Source organism: Veillonella sp. CNR 79/14, from assembly GCF_003992185.1.
Classification (GTDB): Bacteria; Bacillota; Negativicutes; order Veillonellales; family Veillonellaceae; genus F0422.
On record NZ_RQVH01000009.1, the window covers coordinates 69,139 to 93,431 of the forward strand.

Annotated in this window: 19 protein-coding genes and 1 other RNA gene; all 20 read right to left on the bottom strand. The window is 38.9% G+C overall.

Annotation, left to right across the window (positions count from 1 at the left end; genetic code table 11):
- Positions 1–54: 54 nt before the first annotated feature.
- Complete coding sequence (gene speC / locus EO119_RS04645) at positions 55–2,238, bottom strand: ornithine decarboxylase (protein WP_126940834.1); 2,184 nt, start codon at positions 2,236–2,238, stop codon at positions 55–57.
- Between the two features lie 87 nt (positions 2,239–2,325).
- A complete protein-coding gene (locus EO119_RS04650) occupies positions 2,326–3,624 on the bottom strand; it encodes an adenylosuccinate synthase (RefSeq protein WP_126940835.1) in 1,299 nt (432 codons plus the stop codon).
- Positions 3,625–3,808: 184 nt separating this feature from the next.
- Positions 3,809–6,457: a 3'-5' exonuclease gene (locus EO119_RS04655; RefSeq protein ID WP_126940836.1), complete on the bottom strand. Its 2,649-nt coding sequence runs from the start codon at positions 6,455–6,457 to the stop codon at positions 3,809–3,811.
- Positions 6,458–6,471: 14 nt separating this feature from the next.
- On the bottom strand, positions 6,472–6,702 hold the full coding sequence (locus tag EO119_RS04660; RefSeq protein ID WP_009353191.1) for a hypothetical protein: 231 nt from the start codon (positions 6,700–6,702) through the stop codon (positions 6,472–6,474).
- A 2-nt stretch (positions 6,703–6,704) separates the two neighbouring features.
- Positions 6,705–7,298, bottom strand: coding sequence for a recombination mediator RecR (gene recR / locus EO119_RS04665; protein ID WP_009353178.1), 594 nt, complete (start codon positions 7,296–7,298; stop codon positions 6,705–6,707).
- A gap of 1 nt (position 7,299) precedes the next feature.
- Positions 7,300–7,629: a YbaB/EbfC family nucleoid-associated protein gene (locus tag EO119_RS04670; RefSeq protein WP_009353175.1), complete on the bottom strand. Its 330-nt coding sequence runs from the start codon at positions 7,627–7,629 to the stop codon at positions 7,300–7,302.
- Between the two features lie 15 nt (positions 7,630–7,644).
- Positions 7,645–9,939, bottom strand: a complete 2,295-nt coding sequence (gene dnaX, locus EO119_RS04675) for a DNA polymerase III subunit gamma/tau (protein WP_126940837.1) — start codon at positions 9,937–9,939, stop codon at positions 7,645–7,647.
- A gap of 55 nt (positions 9,940–9,994) precedes the next feature.
- An RNA gene (gene ffs, locus EO119_RS04680) (signal recognition particle sRNA large type) lies at positions 9,995–10,135 on the bottom strand.
- A gap of 345 nt (positions 10,136–10,480) precedes the next feature.
- Positions 10,481–13,510 carry a type I restriction endonuclease subunit R gene (locus tag EO119_RS04685; protein ID WP_126940838.1) on the bottom strand — a complete coding sequence of 1,010 codons (3,030 nt, stop codon included), beginning with the start codon at positions 13,508–13,510 and terminating at the stop codon, positions 10,481–10,483.
- Between the two features lie 12 nt (positions 13,511–13,522).
- Positions 13,523–14,149: a restriction endonuclease subunit S gene (locus EO119_RS04690; RefSeq protein ID WP_206168791.1), complete on the bottom strand. Its 627-nt coding sequence runs from the start codon at positions 14,147–14,149 to the stop codon at positions 13,523–13,525.
- Between the two features lie 13 nt (positions 14,150–14,162).
- The gene (locus EO119_RS04695) at positions 14,163–15,404 is read right to left on the bottom strand and encodes a restriction endonuclease subunit S (RefSeq protein ID WP_126940839.1); all 1,242 of its coding nucleotides are present in this window, start codon (positions 15,402–15,404) and stop codon (positions 14,163–14,165) included.
- The gene (gene rhuM, locus EO119_RS04700; RefSeq protein WP_126940840.1) at positions 15,405–16,409 is read right to left on the bottom strand and encodes a RhuM family protein; all 1,005 of its coding nucleotides are present in this window, start codon (positions 16,407–16,409) and stop codon (positions 15,405–15,407) included.
- Positions 16,402–17,967 carry a type I restriction-modification system subunit M gene (locus tag EO119_RS04705; protein WP_126940841.1) on the bottom strand — a complete coding sequence of 522 codons (1,566 nt, stop codon included), beginning with the start codon at positions 17,965–17,967 and terminating at the stop codon, positions 16,402–16,404. The genes rhuM and EO119_RS04705 overlap by 8 nt, the downstream gene beginning before the upstream one ends.
- A gap of 272 nt (positions 17,968–18,239) precedes the next feature.
- Complete coding sequence (locus EO119_RS04710) at positions 18,240–18,884, bottom strand: DUF421 domain-containing protein (protein WP_126940842.1); 645 nt, start codon at positions 18,882–18,884, stop codon at positions 18,240–18,242.
- A gap of 1 nt (position 18,885) precedes the next feature.
- On the bottom strand, positions 18,886–19,347 hold the full coding sequence (locus EO119_RS04715) for a DUF3290 family protein (RefSeq protein ID WP_009353185.1): 462 nt from the start codon (positions 19,345–19,347) through the stop codon (positions 18,886–18,888).
- 16 nt (positions 19,348–19,363) lie between these two features.
- Complete coding sequence (locus EO119_RS04720; protein ID WP_126940843.1) at positions 19,364–19,915, bottom strand: TIGR01440 family protein; 552 nt, start codon at positions 19,913–19,915, stop codon at positions 19,364–19,366.
- Positions 19,916–20,084: 169 nt separating this feature from the next.
- Positions 20,085–20,963 (bottom strand): mechanosensitive ion channel family protein, encoded by an 879-nt coding sequence (locus tag EO119_RS04725; protein ID WP_126940844.1) that lies wholly within the window; start codon positions 20,961–20,963, stop codon positions 20,085–20,087.
- A gap of 304 nt (positions 20,964–21,267) precedes the next feature.
- Complete coding sequence (locus EO119_RS04730) at positions 21,268–21,978, bottom strand: lactate utilization protein C (RefSeq protein WP_126940845.1); 711 nt, start codon at positions 21,976–21,978, stop codon at positions 21,268–21,270.
- Between the two features lies 1 nt (position 21,979).
- Complete coding sequence (locus EO119_RS04735) at positions 21,980–23,425, bottom strand: LutB/LldF family L-lactate oxidation iron-sulfur protein (protein ID WP_126940846.1); 1,446 nt, start codon at positions 23,423–23,425, stop codon at positions 21,980–21,982.
- Positions 23,426–23,436: 11 nt separating this feature from the next.
- Positions 23,437–24,174 carry a (Fe-S)-binding protein gene (locus tag EO119_RS04740; protein ID WP_009353202.1) on the bottom strand — a complete coding sequence of 246 codons (738 nt, stop codon included), beginning with the start codon at positions 24,172–24,174 and terminating at the stop codon, positions 23,437–23,439.
- Between the last annotated feature and the right edge of the window lie 119 nt (positions 24,175–24,293).

Genomic DNA, 24,293 nt, shown 5'->3' on the forward strand with positions numbered 1-24,293 from the left:
GATACACCATTTCTATTCATTGTGAGTACAAATTTATATATAGAATCCTCTATACTATCGCGATTCATAGGACTTTTGTAAAACATAGGCAAAGGCTTTTTTAGTGCCATCCTCTTGCTCTTGCAAGTACACCCCTTGAATTTCTGGGGCAAAGCCAGGCAATCGATTAATCCCTTCTTCTAAGGCTAAGAAATAATCTCGTGCCGTCTCTGACCAGCGCTCACCTGGCTGTACACAGAGCACTCCTGGTGGATATGGCAAGGCTCCTTCTAACGCCATACGCCCCACTGCCTCAGACACAGGCACTAACTCGCCATGGCCTCGAACAAAATCAAAGTTCGCTTCTTGCGGTGATTTTACATAATCAGGAAAACACTCTTGTAAAAATAATTTCCGTTGTAAATCACTCACATTACGATCTTTATAAAAATCATGCATTTCTTGGCAAAGTTGACGAATTGTATATCCATCATAGGCCTTCCAGTGTTGATGATACACATAGGGCAATACTTCTTCCAACGGAGCATCTCTATCGATGAGCCTTTCAAACTCCACTAAATGAGATACTAATTGATCCATCTTTTTCTTCGTTTCCGCTGGCGTCATTAAGAATAATATGGTATTTAAATCGCATTTCTCTGGGATGATATGGCGATCTCGCAAGTAATGCGCCAAAATCGTAGCCGGTATACCAAAAGATTCATAGTCTCCTGTTTCTACATCAATACCAGGTGTAATCAGTTGAAACTTACAAGGGTCAATGAAGTATTGGTTCTCTCCATAGCCTTGGAAGGAGTGCCATTTTCCATTCGGTTCAAAACGGAAGTAGGATAGGTCCTCTGCCATGCGTTCCGTATTACCGTCTTCCCAACGTTGACCATGCACCATAGGTGGCACTAGTGGTCGTATGTACCGACATCGTGTTAGCACTGATTTACGAGCCTCAATGGCCACTTTTACACACTCTTTCCACAGATATTGACCACCTAATCCTTCATGCATTTTCGCATTCACATCTAAGGATGCAAACAAGGGATAAAAAGGAGATGTAGAGGCATGCATCATAAAGGCATTGTTCATCCGTTTATGGTTTACATACCGCGCTTGTCCTTTGATGTGTCTGTCTTTTTTATGCACCTGAGAGGCTTGAGAAAAGCCCGCTTGTTGTTTATGTACTGATTGCGTCACAAGAATACCCGGATCATTTGGTCCTAATTCTAATAATAAAGGACTGCAATCTTTCATCATAGGAATAAATTGTTCGTATCCTACCCAAGCAGAATCAAACAAAATATAATCACAAAGATGTCCAATCCGATCTACCACTTGTCGTGCATTATAAATAGTACCATCATAGGTACCTAGCTGAATCACTGCCAACCGAATAGGCCGTTCTTCCTTTGCTTTCTCTGGATCTCTTTGCGCCACTAACTGACGGATATAGCTTTCTTCAAAGCAATGATCTAGAATCCCACCGATGGATCCAAATGGATTTCGTGCCGTTTCCAAGTACACTGGTATCGCCCCCGCTTGCACTAAAGCACCATGAGAAATAGACTTATGGTTATTTCTATCATAGAGCACCACATCTCCTGGTGCCAACAAGGCATTGAGAACCATTTTATTGGCGGAAGAGGTACCATTCAATACAAAATAGGTTTTATCCGCATTGAATACATCCGCTGCATGCTGTTGTGCATCACAAGCAGGTCCTTCATGAATGAGTAAGTCTCCTAATTTCACATCTGCATTGCATAAATCACTGGTAAATATATTAGGGCCATAGAAATCATAAAAAGCATGCCCTGCGGGATGTCTTTTAAAGAAGTCACCCCCTTGATGTCCGGGACAATCAAATTGAAGATTGCCATTGGTAGAATACTTAGATAAGGCCCTAAAAAATGGTGGCAACACCCCATATTCATAGCGTATGGCTGCCGTCTCAACATCCTCTGCTAGTATGGATTCATCGAGTCTATGTGCTGTATATATTTTCATGTTCGGCAAATCATCACCAGCTTTAATAAGAGCATCTCCATCTTTTGTGATTACAAAGAGAGGAATGGAAAAGGCTTGCACCTGTGGATGGTGAACCACATCTTTAACATACGTATCACTGACCACGATGGCAGACACCTCCGTAAAGTCTGCCGTCTCCACATCCACCATAGGATATGTTATAAATTCTTTCAGGAGTTCTGCTACATCCTGAGAGAGTGCTACGGACAATCGTTTCATAGTGCGATCTCCTTACTTTCAAATACACATCAATCTGCCATAAATAAAATAGAGACCCAAAACGGGTCTCTACATGGTTCATTGCGATTACGCAAATACATTCACTAAGTCAATCGTTTGATCACGACCAGGACCTACAGAAACGATACCTACTTGTACGCCAGTTACTTCTGCAATGCGTTCGACATAACGACGTGCTGCTTCTGGTAATTCTTCATACTTGCGGATACCGGAAATATCTGTTTTCCAACCTGGGAATGTTTCGTATACTGGTTCACATTCTGCTAATACATCTAAGCTAGCAGGGAATCCTTGTACAGGCTCACCATTGCGAGTATAACCTACACAAATTTTCACTTCATCCAAACCATCTAAGATATCTAAACGAGTGATTGCCAAATAATCTAAGCTGTTCAATGCTGCGCCATAGGATACTACGGACAAGTCCAACCAACCACAACGACGGGAACGACCTGTAACAGTACCGAACTCATGGCCTGTTTTACGAAGGTATTCACCAGTTTCATCTAATAGTTCAGATGGGAATGGCCCTTCACCAACACGAGTGGAGTATGCTTTTACTACGCCAAAGATATTTTTTAAGTAGTTAGGGCCTACACCAGCGCCCACAGACGCACCGCCTGCTACTGGATGAGAGCTAGTTACGAATGGATATGTACCATGATCAAGGTCAAGCATCGTTGCTTGGGCCCCTTCAAACAATATTTTTTTACCAGATTTGATAGCATCAATCACGGCAAAGTTTGTATCTTTTACAAATGGACGTAATTGTTCTGCATAGCCTAAGTAATCTTTTAAAATTTCTTCAAAGTTAACTGGGTCAAAACCATATACGGCTGTTAACATTTTATTTTTCAATTCTACGTTGAATTTAAGTTTCTTCTCAAATACAACTGGATCCATTAAATCGCAAATGCGAATGCCAATACGATTTACTTTATCTGCATAGCATGGACCGATACCATTTTTTGTAGTACCGATTTTAGCATCGCCTTTCACAGATTCTTCCGCTTCATCTAAACGATTATGATACGGTAAAATCACGTGAGCACGGTCAGAAATATATAAGGATTTTGCACTTTTACCTTCTTTTTCAAGGTTTACAATTTCTTCCAACAATACCTTAGGGTCCACAACGACACCAGTACCAATGATATTCATTTTATCATCGTAAAGAATACCGCTAGGCAATAAACGCAATGCGAAAGATTTACCATCTACGACTACTGTATGACCTGCATTATTACCACCTTGGCTACGTACTACCACATCAGCGCGTTCAGATAAATAATCAACGATTTTACCTTTACCTTCATCGCCCCATTGTGTGCCAATTACCATACTTGTTGCTACATTGGTTCCCATATGAATTGCCTCCATTACATCATAGAACTTTCTATCGTAATGACTACATTAAGTCATCGCTCTGAAAGTTTTTCCATTATTAGTATTACCTTCGTAAATAGGCGTCTAATGTACACTATTTACATTTTATTATAGCATAGATTGAAAACATTGGGGTAGTTATTCCCTACAAATTCCCATATCTTTATGATGAGCCCAACCGCTTTATAAATTCTTCTGGAATGGACGATAAGAATCGACTTGGTTGTTGCCAATACCCATTTGCATTCACCTTTGCATAGGTAATGGTCAAGTGTTTCTTAGCACGGGTTAACGCCACATAGAAAATACGTTTTTCTTCTTCTAATTTACCATCTTTAACGGCAAAGTAGAAGGGAAGTCCTCCATCATGTGCGCTAGCAATAAAGACATACTCAAATTCACTGCCTTTGGCTTGATGGACCGTAATGATGGGAATACGGCTATCTCCTTTCCGTCGAAACATGCCCTCTCCCGAGTGAAGGGCCGAGATTTCCAATATCTCTTTCACACCATCACGTCCTACATAATGTGGATGTTCCGCTTCTAACTCTTTCATGATGCGGTATAGTTCGCGAATACTAGTTAATCTACGTTCCCCAGTGGGATCTTCTTTTACTTTTTTCTGATAATGCTCCACTAGGCCCATATCTTTCATAATATAGGTAAGAATTTCTGTAGGTTTACTCGTAGTCCACTTACTTCGTAAAGTATCCATAGAGGCAGCAATATTGGCAAATGTATCTCTATATTTATTTATAAATGCCATACGCTGTGCTTTCGTAGGAAGGATATTTTCTTTCATTGCATACACCAATAATTTACCCGTCGCTATAATATCGTCCATGGCATTATGAGTGGACTGATGATCAATGGGAAAGTATCCACTTAAAAATTCTAGTTTATGGTTCGGCAAATTCGGATAGAACCTACGGTATATATCTAAGGTATCATAGATGGCTTGTACCCTTGGCATAGCTACACCATGTCGGCTACACTCTTGCTCTAATATGCTCATATCGTACTGCACATTATGACCGACAATCATGGACCCATCAGCAAACTGTCTGAATGCTTCCAGTACAGTTCGTGCATCACCACCAACCTTTTGTAAGTGCGCATCACTAAAGCCATGGACTAATTCTGAATCCCCTACAGGCACGCCGGGATTGATAAATCGTTCGAAGGTATCAATGGTATTGCCTTCTTCATCGATGCGGATAGCTGCCATCTGCACAATGCGATCTTCCATGATATTTACACCTGTCGTTTCCACATCAAATACAATGATATCTTTAGTCACTAGCCCTTTTTCTAATTGCTCATAAGGCTCTCGTGTAAAGATATTTGTGCTCATAAAATCGGTGATCCGCAACCCAGTTTTTCTCACTGCTGTGCTTTCTAATTCCTCTATGCGCTTATCACCAACTCCTTTGACAAAGGTTCGAATGATCCGTTTTGTACTCATCAAATCCCAAGGGTTCACTAAGCATTTAAAAAATGCCAATACATCCTTGATTTCCAAACGTCGGAAAAATTTTAATTCATCTGCCAAAATAAACTTCAATTGTTTCTCTTCTGGCAAGGATCGATTACATCGTTTAAAATACTCACTCAATTGTATAGCCTGTTTATTGGTGCGCACCAAAATTCCTACAGGAGGCATCTCTTCGCCAATTCTCAGCTGTTGAATAGATTGAAATATATACCTAGCCTCATCCTGAGCATCTGCAGCAGCATATATCGAAATAGGCTCACCTTGCTGTATGGCTATCGCTTTCGGTTCTTTTTGATACAACTCTCGCACCCGTTGAGGGAACATATCTTTCAACATGGAAAAAGCTCCCTTAAACAGCATCTGATTAGACCGATAGTTTGTATCAAACACTAATTCTATGGGGTTATACTCTCTGCAATACCGATCGATTAATGTCATCGGATTAGAACCACGCCATTCATAAATGGTTTGAAAGTAATCCCCACAGAGCAAGATATGGTTACCCTTCCACATGGTGTTCATCACTTCATATTCTAACTCGCTAGTGTCTTGCATTTCATCTACTGCAATATAGGAATAGCGCTGACGCCAACGATTAGCCACTTCGGGGCGCTGAAAGATTTGATGTACCCTCGTAATCAAATCTGCAAAGTCTAGTCCATTCAATGAACGTAATCGCCATTCGTATTCCATCAATACTTGTAGCCCTTTTTCTTCTAAAAATTCGGCAGTATCTTCTGACATGATGCTATACCAAACAGACTCTTCCCTTTTCATACGCTTGATTGTCCGTGCGTAATCCTCTTGTATATTAGCAGAATAATATTGATACTTCGATCGATGCTCTTTCACTTCGCTGATAACCTGACGAATCGTATCTGCATGTATTTTAGGTGCCATAATACCTTGTTCTTTACTATAGGCTTTCACAAGATTCGGCAGACATTCACTTAATAATTCCTCTGCATCTTCTTCGTCAAAGATGAGAAATTCTTTAAATAGATCTTCTTGTAATTTGGCTTCTTCTTGTAAAATGGTATAACAAAAGCTGTGAAACGTAGATACTTTCACAGCTTGTGCCTCTTGTCCTACAATCGCAATCATGCGTTCTTTCATTTCACGACACGCTTTATTCGTAAATGTTAAACACAAAATTTGATCTCCAGTGGCACGTCCCGTTTCCAAGATATGTGCCACCCGATAGGACAATGTATTTGTTTTTCCCGTTCCTGCAGAAGCTAGCAATACAATATTTCTATCTAATTCCTGTACAACTTGTTGTTGAATGTCATTAAGTACCACAGTATTTGATTGCATAGTTGCTCCTTATTTCACCAATGAAAGTACGCTAATCCTAGCACTGGTATAGGCCCTAACACGGCTGTTAGTGCCCACAACATAATATTCATATCCAAGGGAATATGGAATACTTCTGTAATCACTGCATAGGTAATCATACCTAAAAAGACATTGGTTGCTACCCGTTTGATGGTAAACCATGCTACCTTAATAATCATCCAAGCTACAACAATAGCTACTACAGCTTGTAATACGTAATCCATCATTACCTCATTTCTTGACGATGTAATACAGCACCGCTCAAGGTCACCTCATCAGCGTATTCAATATCCCCGCCTACAGGAATACCACGGGCAATACGAGTGACCTTAATCCCCGTAGGTTGCAATAATCGAGCAATATATAGAGCCGTTGCTTCCCCTTCTACATCAGGATCTGTGGCGATGATAACCTCTTGCACTGTATTATCTTGAAGGCGCAACATGAGCTCTTTCAAGCGGATGTCTTCTACGCCTACCCCATCAATAGGGGACAAAGCCCCTTCCAACACATGGTATAGCCCTTTATAGTCACCACTGCGTTCGATGGCGATGACATCACGGGATGTTTCCACCACACAAATCATCGATCTGTCCCGTTTAGAGCTAGCACAAAACTCACAAGGATCTTGAGCTGATAAATTAAAGCATTGGGAACATCTATGAGTCGCTTCTTTCGCTGCAAGGATGGTTTCTACCAAGCGTTGTACATCTTCTGCATCTGCCTCAATGAGATGGTATGCTAATCGTCTAGCCGATTTAGCCCCCACACCTGGTAGGCGACGCAACTCTTCTACTAATCGTTCTAAAGGATTTGTCATATTAGAACATACCTGGCATTCCAGGAAGTTTCAAGTTTCCTGTGACAGCCCCTAATTTTTTCTCTGCCACTTCTTTTGCTTTACGGTTCGCTTCATTCACAGCTGCTAAAATTAAATCTTCTAATGCTTCCACATCTTCTGGATCTACTGCAGCAGGAGCAATTTTAATGGACAATACTTCTTGTTCTCCATTCATTGTTACAGATACAGCACCACCACCGATAGATGCTTCTACCACGGTGTTTTTAATTTCTTCTTGTGCTTTTTCCATATCTTTTTGCATTTTTTGAACTTTTTTCAACATACCTTGCATATTACCGCCACCAAACATAGTGAACCTCCTTCATTACTTAGACAAATCGTCTACTTCTTTCACATAAATATCATACCCGCTAGCCTCCATGTGTTGTAAAGCATCATAGAGTAGAGTTTCTTGTTTTTCTTCATCACTGGCCTCGGCTGAAGACCATTTCGGCAATGTCCGTATCTCGTCTATGTCTTCTTCTGAAAGCATGCCTTTCCCCATTTCCTGATAGTAGGGATTTAATACTTCCTCTGGATTCTCATAGACTGTGAGAAAGTCATCAATAATACCCTCTACATTGGTCGGATCACTACCAGCACCTACCTTTGAAGTGGTGTTTGTCCCTACATAAGTGGGTTTTCCACTATCAGGCCTCGACGTTTCTACAGATACAGTTGGCATCTCCTCATCAGCTGTCACCGGGGTCGTTTCTTGTGCCACAACAATTGGTTGTCCTATCCCTTCAGCTTCTTTATTACCTTTCACCACAGGAGTCGTTACCATTGGTTGTACCTGCGACTGTCCGCTTTGTTGTGAAGCCCCTCCAAAGGATTTTGCTGCCTCTAAGTATACCTGCAATTTAGGGTCCTTCTTATCGATAGCTTTCACCACAATCGGCCGTCCTATCACTTGTTGAAACGCTTTCTTCCCACATTCTACATGTTGCGGTTGCACCAGAATAGGCCCTGCAATTGGTGTAGGAAACACCAAGATAGCTTGCTCTTGATCTAAGTACACCAAGTTTCCTTGCTGATAGATCGTATTGAGCAATCCATAGTTCTTGCCTCTCAACCATTTTATCACGTTTGCTAAAATCGTGCTATATTCATGAGGACTGACCATCCCCTGTCCTACAGTTAGCTCTTGCGCCGTGTCAAATATCGCCGTTTTAGGCTTTACCGATGGAGATGCTTTCTTCGGTAATGGTGGTGGCAAGGAGCTTTTACCAACAGAATCGGCCACTTTAGCTACACGAGGCGGTGGTAACGGGGATGTTGCTTTTACAGTTCTAGCTCTCACTGGTGAGACAGGTGGCAACAACACCTCATCCTCTACTGGATGAGGAATATCCTCCAAGACACCATCATATACATCCGTATCCGCCACGGGTGGTGCAGGTTCTATTACAGAGCTGGCAACTACAGGTCGTTGTTCCGCCCACTCATTCAACTTTTGGAGCAAAGCATCTTCTTGACGATTCACAAATTGTTCCATCGTCGTCATGCGCCCTTCTAAGCTCTGGTAAGTGCCTCCTCCCAATTGTAATAGTGAAAGCAATCCCATTTCTACAATGACCCTAGGGTTATCTACTTGCTTTGCATTATTTTGCACCGTTTGTAATACATTGATATAGCGTCCTATCTCCTCCATAGATAACGCATTGGCCTGCGCCAATAATCGCTCTTTATGCGTATCATAAGCTAATAGCTCTTCCGCCTCAGGTAATACTTTCGCCACAATCATAGCTCGCAGATGTTCTACTAAGGCCGTTACAATTTGACGAGCATCACGACCCATTTGTAGCGCTTCATCTACAGCTTGCAGTAAAGCCGCTCCATTACCGGATTTCAATATATCTACCATAGTTAGCACCCAAGATTTGCTCACTAAGCCAATCATAGATTCTACTAAAGGAGCTGTAATCATATCTGAGGTCATACCGGAACATTGATCCAGAATACTCAAGGCATCCCGTAACCCACCATCTGCATGGACTGCAATCACTTGTGCCGCCGCAGGGTCAAGAGAGATATTGCTTTCCTTCGCCACATGCAATAAATGGGCTGTAATATCTTTTGCTGTAATACGGCGGAATGTATACCGCTGACAACGAGATAAAATAGTAACCGGTAATTTCTCCGATTCTGTTGTGGCAAAAATGAACATCACATGGCTTGGCGGTTCCTCGATCGTTTTCAACAAGGCATTCCATGCTTCATTGGTAAGCATATGGGCTTCATCAATGATAAATACTTTTTTATGACCTACTACAGGTAAGAAGTTCACCTGTTCCCGCAAGGCACGCACTTCATCAATACCTCGATTGGAAGCCGCATCAATTTCGATCACATCCAAGGCTTGTCCTTGTAACATTTGCTGGCACGATTCACACTGACCACAAGGTGTATCTGTAGGTCCCTGTTCACAGTTAATAGCGCGCGCAAATATTTTTGCCATACTCGTTTTGCCCGTACCTCTAGGACCAGCAAATAAATAGGCATGGGCCACTTTATCTTCACGAATAGCTCGTTGTAATGTATCCGACACATGATGTTGACCTACAACATCTGTAAACTGTTTTGGTCTCCATCGTCTATATAACGCTAAATAACTCATAGTCCCTCCTTTCCCTTAAGATATGAAAAAAAGCAGCTAAGCTAGCTGCTTTACCATAGCACTCGAATCTGACAGCCCTATAGGTTTCCTCGTGGCACAAGAGAGTAACCGCTTAATGCTGCTCCAATCAAGGCCTGACATGGTTCACAGGCTCTCCTTGCACAAGCCCCATAGAACTGTCATATTCCAATGCTATTACCCTATTATTATACATGTTTTTCTATCCCTATTCAAGGGTATATACCTAATCCATCATAAATTGTGCTACACATTAGATGCTATTATTATAACAGAGTTAATTTAATAATTATCTCTTAAGTATCCCTTTATATGTACTAGTTTTCTTGTCCCTATTCTACAAGGATTGATTGTTAATTTCTTAACCTATGCAATTCTGAAGTATTACAAGAGTAGAAAATAGAAAAAAGGACGGTGGCAGCCGTCCTTTTTTGAGCTTATGGATGAATTTCTACAACCCTCTTAGAAAGATTCATTCCTTCTACCCCAAATATACACCATTCTATCCTAACATACAATGGAATTAAATCCCCAAAAACACTTGTACTAGTTGCTGTATTTTTTGCCATGCACTTTGTTTCTGTTCTTGTCGCTGACCACCTCTTCTACGAGATCTAGACGGTAGGATATTACTCAACTCAGTTCCATCATATTCGGCATGTCCCTTTTCAATAGAAGTCATAATATACCGTCGTGCTTCTTCTATCACTTGTGGCTGTATGCCTAACTCTTCAATCGTATTGGCAATGGATAATTCCTTCTCTACCTTTGCAAAAGTATAGAACGCATCGATAATACTTTCATGGTCACTAAGTGTAGAAATATCTGTACTATGCATAAATTTCACAATAAGATCTTCCTTCGCACGGGTTCCAATACTGGAACGAATCGCTCGGCGAACTTCTTGTTCAACAGCATTCAAGTTGTCCGTACTCTTCGTTTTTTCCGCAATTAACTGCAAAATATAATCTAGATTAATTTCATCGGTCCTTAACAAATCAATGTGAAACTCTATATCTGACAAGTCAATAACTTGTGCCTCTGCTTCGCTATATTTGCGCCCTTCAGAAAAATCTTCCTTGATATCCACATAGACGCTCTTCATATCTTGAACAAGTCGCGGTGGAATCAATGGTTCTAACTCACAAAACTCATCAAAGTTACGCAAAATATTTTCAGCTTTCAAAAATTCCCCGAACAATTGGGCAAATTCTTTTTTATCTGCATTAGTTTCAATTTCAGTAGGGTCTGGGAATTTAGCTAACAATTCTTCACAAATTGATTCATAGCCACGATACGATTCATTTGTATCATCGTCAATAAATCCAGTCATATAGTCATCAAAACTACGTTCTAAAATTGTGGTCACACTATTTTTATCACCAAACACTTGAATAGCTTCTTTCGTAGCCTTATCTAAGTCTCTAAAGCACACGATATTACCAAATTTTTTCTCACTATTTAAAATTCGATTCGTCCTAGAAAAGGCTTGAATCAACCCATGATACCGTAAGTTTTTATCTACAAATAATGTGTTTAATGTAGGTGCATCAAACCCCGTTAAGAACATCCCTACGACAATCAACAAATCAATATCTTTATCTTTAACCCGTTTTGCTAGATCTTTGTAATAATTTTGAAACTCTTCGATTTTAAAATTACTACTAAACATAGCATTATAGTCATCCATAGCAGATATGAGAAACTGTTTTGCCGAAGTTGTAAGCGAGGTTGCCTCAAATGATTCATCTTTGATTTCTCCATAGGCAGACTGATTTTCATTAGTTGCAAAACTATAAATAACGCCTACTTTCAACTTTTTTTCTTCAGGCAAATCATTTTGCAATATCTTGAATGCTTCATAATACATTTTGGCAGCTTCTACACTTTGTACGGCAAACATGGCATTAAATCCGCGCATTTGTTTATTCCGCACTGTAAAGTGTACATTACGATGCGTTTTCATAGGAAATACTTTCAAGATATGCTTAGTCACTGCTTGGATTCGTTCAGGATGCAACAATAGTTTTGATTCTAACTTAGCTAACTCTGCATCATCCGTTTCAGTTTCTGCACTTTTAAAGTTCGCCGATATATTATTATAATCCACCTTAAACTTCAATACTTTTTCATCACGAATGGCATCGGTAATGACATAACTATGTAATTGAGCCCCAAAAATTCCTGCTGTCGTTTCTCCTGTCAAAGAGTTCTCATCAAAGATAGGTGTTCCGGTGAACCCAAATTGATAATAACATTTAAACTTACTCCGAATTGCTTTCTGTACTTTACCAAATTGAGAACGGTGACACTCGTCATAGATAAATACACAATGCTTTTGGTAAATATCATGCTTACTATGTTTTTGAATAAACTGATTTAGCTTTTGTATCGTTGTCACCACGATACGACTGGTATTTTCACTAATATTACGAGCTAACTCTTTCGTATCTTTGCTACCATTTACGCAATCTTTTTGGAACTTCTGATACTCTACCATCGTTTGATAATCCAAGTCTTTTCTATCTACTACAAAAAACACCTTATCAATATATGGTAATTGAGTTGCCAGCCTAGCTGCTTTATAGGATGTTAATGTTTTCCCTGATCCTGTGGTGTGCCAAATAAAGCCACCTGCTTCAATGGTCCCTTGCTTTTTATTTTCATAACCAGCTTGAATCTTCCACAAAATACGTTCTGTTGCGGCAATCTGGTAAGGTCTCATAATCAATAATGTATTCGATGCATCAAATACACAATATTTCGTAAGAATCTCAAGAATTGTTCGCTTATCAAAAAAAGTACGCGTAAAATCTTCCAAATCTGTAATCGGTTTATTTTTAGCATCTGCCCATTCACAAGTAAATTCGTAGTTATTTTTACTCGGTGTTAGGGTATTCGCAAAATATCGAGTCTTCGTCCCATTAGATATGACAAAAATTTGTACATATTGAAATAAAGAACTTCTTACGTTAAAACTTTCATTACTGTATCGGTGAATCTGATTAAAAGCTTCTTTTATGGGAACACCGCGTTTCTTTAACTCTATATGAACTAATGGTAATCCATTAACAAAAATTGTCACATCATATCGATTGCGTACAGTTCCTTCTGTGGCCTGAATCTGATTCCCTACTTGCACCACATTGTTATTAATATTTGTAGCATCAATAAGTTTTATATTTTGACGATGTCCATCATCAAATTGAAAGTCCCATGACTCTCGCTCCTGAAACTTTCTAGTTTTTTCTATAATCCCCTGATTCTCCGGAATAATAAATTCACGAAGTAATCGCTTCCACTCCTCATTTGTGAATGTTACCGCGTTTAAGTGCTCTAATTGAACTCTCAGATTCTCTTTTAGCTCTTCGTCTGTTTTACAGGTCAAACGTGTATATCCTTGAGCCTCTAAATCATTCACTAATTGTAATTCCATGGCACCTTCTGTTTGATAACTTTCACTGACCCGTGAAAGCTTTTCATACTTAGCCAGTACAATCCCGTGATTAAGTTCCATAATTGGAGCCAAGTTATACGTTTTTCCACCGTCCATTGTTAGTCCCCCTTATCTCTGTGACGCCTTTGAAAACGATAAGAGGCGCTCACGATAATATTCATATTGTTGTTGCCGTAATTCAATTTCTTTTGGTAGCCCCTCTTGCATATCATGGACTAATGTGTTGAAAGTATCAAGAATAGAGACAATCCGTTGTTGCACGTGAAGAGGAGGTACAAAAAAACTATACTCCATAATTTTCTTCTTATCACCACGAGGCATCTTAGCGCCCTTCGAGAATTGAATCGCATACTCAAAAAAATCTTCATTTGCTAAAATATGGTATAAATATCTCGACTCTATAATTTTCTTTTCACTTATTTTGATAATAAGAACATCTCCACTTGCTCCACCTACTAAATCTGAGTGCCATATTTTTCTCAAATATGGTCTTATATTTCCTATTAAGATATCGCCTTTATTAAATTTAGCAAAATTTCCTACTTTGGGAACACAAGATGATTCTTCCTTTCCACCTTTATCTTTTAATAAATTCTCCACCCCTACATAATTTGTCCCGTTCAAATCATTCCACGATATTCTCTCATCAGAGTATGCGGATACATCCTTTAATGTATATAAAATTATCTTATCTTCTATATCTACATCTACAATCTTTGCTACTTCTCGCAACACAAGATAATAATCATCAGATATAGTCAACGTGCGTGCGTGCGTGCGTGCTATCACATTCACTACTGAATGTCAAGAGTTTTTCTCTATAATATTCATATTGTTGTTGCCGTTGTTTTATTTCCGCTGGTAATAAACCTTTAGTATCTGCTATCATTGCCTGGAACTTATCTAGGATGGTTGCAATTTTATGTTGTAGTGAAAGCGGTGGAATCATTACTTCAACTTTTCCTAACTCCTGTCCACTTAATGATGCTCTAGTAGTAAATGAACTTCTTTTTATTATTTCTTTTCTAACCGAATAACTTCTAAATAGGTGGGTACTAAATTCTGGCAATAATAGATTATCATTCTTTAACCGTCCTCGTATTGTGAAGCCATTAAATACACACTTTTCCATATCTTCTAGCATAACAGAGCTGTAGCCCACTTCATCTTTCACTTCAGAAGTTCTTGTAAATAAAACATCCCCTCTCTGAACACTAAATCGTTTTATTTCATCTTCTGTAACATCCACTTTATTATCAATATCTTCGGCCGTTAATCTATCTAGCTTATATACATTCATATAGCTAACAAACGGTATCCCTTTACCAAAATACTCTTTACCTTTATTTAATCCATTCTTAAACTCAAAAACCTCAGAAAGTGCCAAAACTTGTAATTGTCTATCTACTTCCATCTCTTTACAGAGTTTTTGTATATACTCTTCGCTAAGAAGTGTATCGCGATAATATGTATATTGATCAATACGTTTCTGTAGTTCAGTCTGTAGTTCAGTCTGTAGTTCAGTAACATATTCTGTGAATTTGTCAAGTGTTTTTACTATTTTTTCTTGAACTTCTAGTGATGGAATGGGAATCTCAAACTTACCTAAATCTCTACCGTATACGTGTGGTACACCACTTCCTTGCTTCAATTGATAGATTTTATGCTGCTGTTGTAATAACCAATGATAAACATATTTTTTATTTAGCGTTTCATTCGGCTCAACAGAAAAAGCATCACTTAAAAATATCGGCTTTTCCCAATAACTTACAAAGCCTGCATAAGCACCACTTCCAGCAACTGCAATTGTATTTTTTTCTCTATTACTTTGATTATGATAATATGCTGGTTTCTGTCCCCCACCTATAACAGGAATATTCCCCTCCACTGTTTCTTTTTTATTAATCGTATTTCCCCGATGAAATGTACATACATCCCCCAGTTTCTTCCACTCCACTGGTTCATTCTCCAATAATCTTAATAGATCCATTTATTTCCCTCCTTTCTTTGCTATATTCTCTATGTGCTTAATCTCCTCTAAATAATCTCTTTCTACTCGAGTTAATGTATGTTCTATATAGGCATTATATTCTACATCCACTTTATGCTCCATTTGTGTCTTGGAAATATGCCCTGCATGCTGCAATACTTTCTCACCTGTAGATGCTAAGACCATATCAATGTGAGCTATCCAATCTGCCATAGTCATCGCTTCTTCTCGTCTTGCTTTTCTTTCAGCAAAGTCTAAGTAACCAGACACTAATTGATTCAAGTCTAATAATTCTGTTTCTGACAAGTAGTTCTTCGCCACTTTTGCCTCTGCTCTCGTAGGTAATTCTCCTTTAAATGTAGTGAGTCCTAAAAAGTCATGATGTCTATCTACACGGTCATACACCAATTCAGCTGCTGTATGCTGATGTACCGCATAATGTAATTTATTTTGTACTGTTCGAAAAAATATTTGTGCTTCCTTGCTTCGTTTATCATAGTCAATAGAGGTAGCAAATAAATCTAGTACCTGACGATAAAATACTTTTTCACTAGAACGAATATCACGAACACGAGCTAACAATTCTTTAAAATAGTGTCCTCCACCCATTTCTTTCAATCGTTCATCATCCATGGCAAAGCCTTTTTCTAAGTACTCTTTCAATATAGTAGAGGCGTACAGACGAAATTGAACTCCTCTAGGAGAACGCACCCGATATCCTATGGCTAGAATCACATCCAGATTATAAAAAGCTACTGGCTTATGTTGTGTTTTCCCTTCTATAGCCCCATGTTTAGTGGTTGTCAACTGATAGTTGACAACCACTTTTTCATCTAGTTCTCCATCAGCAAAAATAGCCTTAATATGTTTGCTAATATTTTGTTTCGTAGTTTGAAATAACTCTGCAATTTGCATCTGGTTCAACCAGACTGTTCCATCTTGTAGGGTAAGACTAATCTTTGCTTGTCCATCTTCTGTATTATATATAATCAGATCTTTATTCATTGCTCTCTAGCTCCCTAACTATCTCATCAATGGAAGTACGTAAGGCATCAATCTTCTTCACTGTATCTTCAATTTCTCGATTTAACACGTGAATATCAATTTTTTCTCTTGTATCTTCTTTTTCTACATACGTCGATACAGATAAATTATAGTCATTCTCTACAATCTCATCATGCGCCACATATCGTGAGAAATAGTCTACATCAGCCCTATGTCTAAACTCTTCTATAATATGTTCTATATTCACTTCTTCTAAAATATTGTTATTTGTCTCTTTTTTAAACTCTTTAGATGCATCAATAAACAGTATCTTATTTTCCGTTTTATTTTTTGCTAATACCAATACACAAGTAGCAATACTTGTACCAAAAAACAGATTATCTGGCAATTGAATCACTGCATCAACAAAATTATTATCTACTAAATATTTCCTGATGATTCTTTCCGCACCTTTGCGATAGAAAATACCAGGGAAACAAACTATTGCCGCTCGACCTTTGGTAGACAAATAACTTAATGCATGCATAATGAAAGCAAAGTCTGCATACGATTTAGGTGCCAATTTCCCCGCTGGTGCAAACCTTTCATCATTAATTAGTGTCGGATTTGCATCCCCCACCCATTTAATGGAGTATGGTGGATTTGACACAATGGCATCAAATGGCTTGTCATAATTGTGCATAGGGTCTAACAAAGTATCTCCACGCTTAATGTCAAAATTATTAAAATTAACATTATGAAGAAACATATTCATACGTGCCAAATTATAATTGGTCATATTAATTTCTTGACCATAAAATCCATCTTCTATCACATGGTCATCAAATTGTTTTTTCATCTGCAACAACAAAGATCCACTACCACAGGTTGGGTCATAAACTTTATTAATTTTTGTTTTTCCATCCATCACAATACGAGCCAATAACTTTGAAACCGTTTGGGGAGTAAAAAACTCTCCACCCGATTTCCCTGCATTACTAGCATAGTTAGAAATTAAATATTCATAGGCATCACCGAAGGCATCAATGTCATTATCTTCAAAATTTCCAAACTGAATCGCTGCAATTCCTTCTAAAATATTAACTAGTCGTTCATTCCGTTCTTCTACGGTAGCACCTAAGCGATTACTCTTCGTGTCTACATCCTCAAATAATCCTTTTATATCATCCTCGGAATTAAATCCTCTCGCACTTCCTTCTATAGCCGAGAAAATATTTGCTAAGTCAACATTTAAATTTTCATTACTGCGAGCATGCTTAACTACATTCTGAAAGAGTTGGCTAGGCAAAATAAAAAATCCTTTTTCTTCAACCGTATCAGGGCGGAAACATTCCTCAGCTTCTTCATCAGAAATATCTGCATAATCAAAATTGGGATCACCATCTATGGCATTATGTTCTTCTCGATTAAAGTATTCCGTAATATTTTCAGAAATAAACCGATAGAATAAAATTCCTAATACATATTGTTTAAAATCCCATCCATCTACAGCTCCTCGCACATTATCTGCAATAGCCCAAATTTTTCTATGTAATTCTGCTCTTTGTGCACTTTCCATCCTGTTGACCCTCGCTATATCATCATACTGTCATTATAGTTATATTCCTTTTTATTGTACTTCTTTTAAGAGATCTTTGTCACCTATGTAACAGCAATACAAATTAGATTTTTAAAGCTTATATATTTTAATACTATATCTTGCTAAATATGATGTAGTTCAGTTCACAACAAGCTGATTAAGTTCCATTGGAACGAAGAAAAGCCACATCATGTATTAAAAACTTTAGCGTAGGTCAGTTTTTAATACATGATGTGGCTTTTCTACAATTTTCAAGAGTTATTCTGCATATAAGGGTGTAATATAAGATGCCCTTTGAAGTATTCTCCTACATAGATATCCCTAATGGAATATCCTTGATCTCGCACTTCTTCTTCCAACCAAGCCATGTCTTTATCGGCTAGGTCTAGAATATCTGGATCTACTACGCCATCTACAATAACAGGGTAGCGAATGATATCATCACCATTCATGACCAGCGTTAATTGACCATTTTGTTCTAGCACAGCACGGCGTACATCACTCACAAGGGTAACCCCTGCGCTCCGAAGTTTCAACTGCAAATCACTACCACGAAGGCCCCGTTTCAAACACTCTCCAACGCGAATCTTACCGCGATCAATGACAATGCTAGGACGTCCATCGATCAGCGTTTTAATCCATCGCACATGAGCGCTAAGAAAACGCAAGCCCATGACCACGATGGTCCAAGCAATCAACACTAGGAAGAATTGCAAGATACCAATACTTTCACTGTAGATAACAGCACCAATAATACCACCTAGTACATAGTTTTGTACCTGATCTAAGGCCGAGTTCGGCGCTAAATTTCCCTTACCCATCAAGTTCATTTGCAAAATAAGAGCTAAAATACCAAGGGCTAGCTTAATAAATACTAATGTATATCCTGTTAACATATTATCGCCCATCCTTCTTCACATCTACCACCTTAGGATTGCTATTAATCATCTCCACAGGTCGCAAAGAATAACCATCCTTATTCATAGTGAAAGTCACCTCAAAATAGGCTTCCTCAATATTGACGATCATACGATCTTGCACGCGCAATGTATTAACGCGAATCTTATCCTTAGGTACATCTGCACGTTCACTTAAATTATTTAAGAATTGCACCATATAGCTCGATTCTTCTGCACTATTAATATCACGAGTGTAATCATTAACTTGCAATCCTAATAAAAATACAAGCCCCAATACAATGATAATGCCCAAGTCACGGAACTTAGTATCAAAACGATTATACATAACTTTTACACCTACTACTAGCAATGCTACTAATAAAATAGATGTCATAATGTATTGCAACAGAGACGTAAATTCTCCTCGTTGCACCACATAAGCATAGGTATAAAATTCCATAATTACCTCACAGTGCTTACTTTAACGCTTCATTATACTGCGCTCGATCTCCCCCTACAAATTTAGGACGTACACGAGCTGCCGTTACATGAGCAGCGCCAATTTCTGTTACGCTTAATCGCACAGGCACTACCACATGTTTTAAATGCATACCAATAAAAGTATCTCCAATGTCGATGCCTGCATCAGCCTTTACATGCTCCACTAACACAGGATCCGACCAAGTTGCATAGGCTGTAGTTGCCATGGAACCGCCTGCATGTTGTACAGGCACTACATTCACTTCTTCATAGCCTCTAGCCTCTACGGCATGGTGTTCCATTACCAACGCCCGATTGAGATGTTCACAACATTGAATTGCTATGTCAAAGCCATATTCATATTGTACTTCAGACAACGCTGTAAACAAATCCGATGCCACATCGAGAGAGGAGTCCTTGCCAATATGTCCCCCTCTCACTTCGCTAGTGGAACATCCTACTACAAGTAGTTTACCTTCTTGCAGTTTTGCTGTCGTAGCCAATTCTGCTACAGCAGCTTTCATAGACTCATATATATTTTCATTCATAGGATTGCCTCCTCTTCATTGAGTACGAATCGACGTAAACAAGTATGCCATCGTCTTAGTGTATTATTTACCATATGCATCATACATGATAGGCATGGAATAGCATTGCCCTTGGATATTCCGTACCCACCTATATCTTGCGGGTACGGAATAGGATTCTCTTAGGCTATTAGTCAGCCATGTGTACCACACGTTGAGGATACGGAATATCGATGCCTTCTGCATCAAAACGATCTTTCACATCGGACATAACACCATAATAGACTTCTCTAAAATCACTGGCGTTAATTAAAGGATAGGCAACAATGTTCACAGAACTATCGCCAAATTCTTTGATACCGATTTCTAAGGTATCCATATTATGAACCTTGCCTGTGCTCGCAAGAATTTCTTTGATAATCTCAATGGCCCGATGATGATCCGCATTATAGTTAATACCAAAGACAAACGTAATATAGCGTGTTGGTTCATAGTTGCTGTTCATCAAGTTATTGGATGTAATAGCCGAGTTCGGGATGAAGACAATTCGATTTTCTTTCGTCGCAATGGCGGTGTTAATTAAATGGATAGATTTCACAGAGCCTTCCACACCATTCACAGAAATCCAATCCCCTGCTTTAAAGGGTTTGAACGCCAAAATAATTAATCCCGAAGCTAAGTTGGACATGTTATTTTGCAACGCTAAACCAATGGCGATACCGAAGGCACCAAAAGCTGCCAAGAAGTTATTCGTCGGAAATCCCACTAAGGACAAAGCTGACAGCACGACTACGGACAAAATAGTGTAGTAAATAATTTGAGACGCAAAGCTGCGCACGGTTTGATCATAACCAGTGCGACTCATCAATTGTACTGACAACCGTCTTACAAATAAAGCTAAATAGCGGCCTATAATCAACACGATGATGGCCAAAATAATACTAGGTAAATATTCCAGTAATAAGGATTGCACATGATTAACAAAGGAAATACTTTCCTCTACATGCTCTGCTACCTTTTCAGCGCCTGCCGCTGTGGCTGTGGCAACTTTTTCTTCTGCTAATAACATACATTATTCCTTTCCTATAACTATATTGCTATAACTAACGCACAGTATATAATAGATAGCCCACATACAATTACATTCTATGATAGCTATCAAACTAAACTTGTAAATATATTATCTTTAAGTATACGAAAAAAAGGTCTTTTGTCAAATATGATATCTGTTATGACACGGATAACTCCATATTTAGTATAGAAACACTTGCTGTCACCAACAGGTAACAAAAAACTTCTAGAGCCAAAAAATATAGGGTAGTTGATATACCTATCAACTACCCTATATCCTAATTGTTTATGAACTATATCTCTTATTTAACTAAGATGAAAGTTACATTAATCGGACCATGTACACCAACGACACGAACTAACTCGATATCTGCAGTATTGGATGGACCAGAAATATGAACCACATTTGTAGGGAACTTAGCTGGATCATTACGATAGATTTTCGCTAATTCTGCCATCGTTTGTGTCATACGTGGATGAATTGTATCTTCACGCAATACAGAAATATGCGTTAAAGGCAATAAGCCCAAGGAACGACCAGATTCTTCTGTACTTGGTTGGATTACTGTTGCTGTTTCTGCAATCCCCAAGATTGGGAATGTAATACCAATATTAGAATCCTTCGCCACATTGATGTTCGCTTCACGACCTTTCGTAGCATCCCATTGATAGAATGTAGCTCGGTCTTCCCCTAATTGTTGGAATGCAGCTTCTAAACCATATGTTTCTACTTCTGCAGATTTAGGGTACACAACACTACCGCCACCACGAGCCACAATTTCGTCCACTAATGCCTGACCTACTTGAGAAGCATCCACTTCGATAAGTTTAGTACCTAAGCGTTCTGCTTCTGTTTTAAACATCTGTACTACTTGCTCATGGCTAAGGTCAGAATACATTGTCTCTTGAGGTCCTTTTGAAAAATCAAAAGGAGTTACAGATGTAGGAATTGAGTCACGGCCTAACGCACGAGATAGGCGACCTAAAAAGGCTTGTTTTTTTGCTTGATCCATTTTATTTCTCCTTTCCCTTTTGTGCTACGTGTTTTGCATATTCATCACGGAATTTACTCATTTTGAGCAAGCCCATATCTTTTGCTTTCACCCAGCCACCAACTACTGGTAATACTTTTGTCCAATCTGCCATATGACCATTGTTACTCATTAATTTCATGCCGATAGCACCCATTTTGGTACCCATATCGAACAGGAAGGAGTTCGCAAATACACCTGCCACTGTGTGGAAGATACTGCGTTCGATAGCTGGACGCATTTGTAATTTATCAGCAATCACTTGACGATGTTTCAATAACAATTCATGCAATGGAATCTTAACTGGGCAATGCTCCCAACATTCGCCGCACAATGTGGACGCGTAAGGAAGATCGCCAGCTTCTTCATAACCAACCAATAGTGGAGTTAATACAGCACCCATTGGACCTGGATAGATAGAGCCATAACCATGACCTGTAATATGACGATATACAGGGCAAATGTTCATACATGCACCACAACGGATACAACGTAACATTTCTTCAAAATCGCCGCCTAAAATACCAGAACGACGGTTATCAATGATGATGATGTGTAATTCTTCTGGACCGTCTGCTTCCCCTTCACGAGCAGGACCTGTGATCATGGAGAAGTAGTTGGAAATTTTAGCGCCTACAGAGGAACGAATCAACATTTCCATCATCACATCCAAAGATGCGAAGTCAGGCACCAAACGTTCCATACCCATCAATGCAATTTGCGTTTTAGGCATGGAGCTTGCCATACGACCATTACCTTCGTTAGATACGATAGTAATAGTACCAGTTTCAGCTACACCGAAGTTACAACCAGTGAAACCTACGTCTGCACGCAAGAAACGATCGCGAATATAGCGACGTACGAAACGAGTCATTTCTTCTGGATTTTCAGTACCTTCATAACCTAATTTTTTCGCAAATGTATCACGAATACGGTTACGTTCAAAATGCAATGCAGGTACTACGATATGAGATGGAGGATCGAAATCTGCTGTTTGCAAAATAAATTCTGCCAAGTCAGTTTCGTTTACTTCGATGCCTGCTTCAATTAATTCATGGTTTAATCCGATTTCTTCAGATACCATGGTTTTGGATTTAACAACCATTTTTGCTTCTTTGGCACGAAGTACTTCCATGCAAATTGCTGTTGCTTCTTTATCATCAGCTGCAAAGTGCACATGAGCACCAGCTTTTTCAGCATTTTCCGCAAATTGGTTTAAATAGTAATCCAAATTAGCCAATACATGGTCACGCAAATCAGCAGATTCATTACGGAAGTCTTCCCATTCTGCTACTTGATCTACTACAGCTTTACGTTTTTCATAGAATACATCCTGTGCTGTTTGAATGGCTTTTACTTTGAAGTCATTAGCAAGCACATCATTAACGCGTGTCTTAAACGGGCGTTTATCGTACACAATATTACTCATGGTGACTCCTCCTATCGACTATTCAATAATTCCGCAATATGCATTACGCGGATATGGCGATCAATTTCGCCTTCTTTGTAAAGTCGATCTAACATACCTTCAATATTCATCAAGCAAGCCATGTCGGAACCTGCTACAATGTTAGCACCAGAATCAGCAATATTTAATGCTTTTTCTCGTGTCATAACAGCGGAAATTTCAGGATTTTTTACTGTGAAAGTACCACCAAATCCACAGCAACGTTCTGCACGATGCAATGGTAAGTATTCTAAACCTTGAATGCCTGCTAATAGTTTCATAGGTTGTTCTTTGATTCCCATCAAACGTGTTACGTGGCAAGATTTATGGTATGTCACTTTATCATTAAAGCGAGCACCCACATCAGTTACTCCTAACACGTCAACGATGAATTGTGTGAACTCATAAATTTTTGAGCTCAATCTTTCAGCTCGTGCTAACCATTCTGGTTCATCTTTTAAAATATGATGATATTCATCGCGAATTGCGAACGCACAAGAGCCAGACATGCTCACTACATAGTCAGCATTTTCGAATTGTTCAATTGTGTTTTTGATAGCTCCTTTTGCAGCTTCGTTGTAACCGGAGTTAACAAACATCTGACCACAGCACACTTGCTTTTTAGGAACTGTTAATTCGCAGCCAAGGTTTTCAAGAACCTTTACACCTGCCATGCCTACATGAGGGTAGAACATATCAATCAAACATTGTTGAAATAAATGAATTTTCATTTTTTCACATCCTCAACTTTAAAGTAAACTACTATCACTTGATTGGCGAAATGCAACAATCGTTTTCCATCTATGTACTATTAGAACAGTAGGTTCTAAATAGTTTTCCGATAATTTTA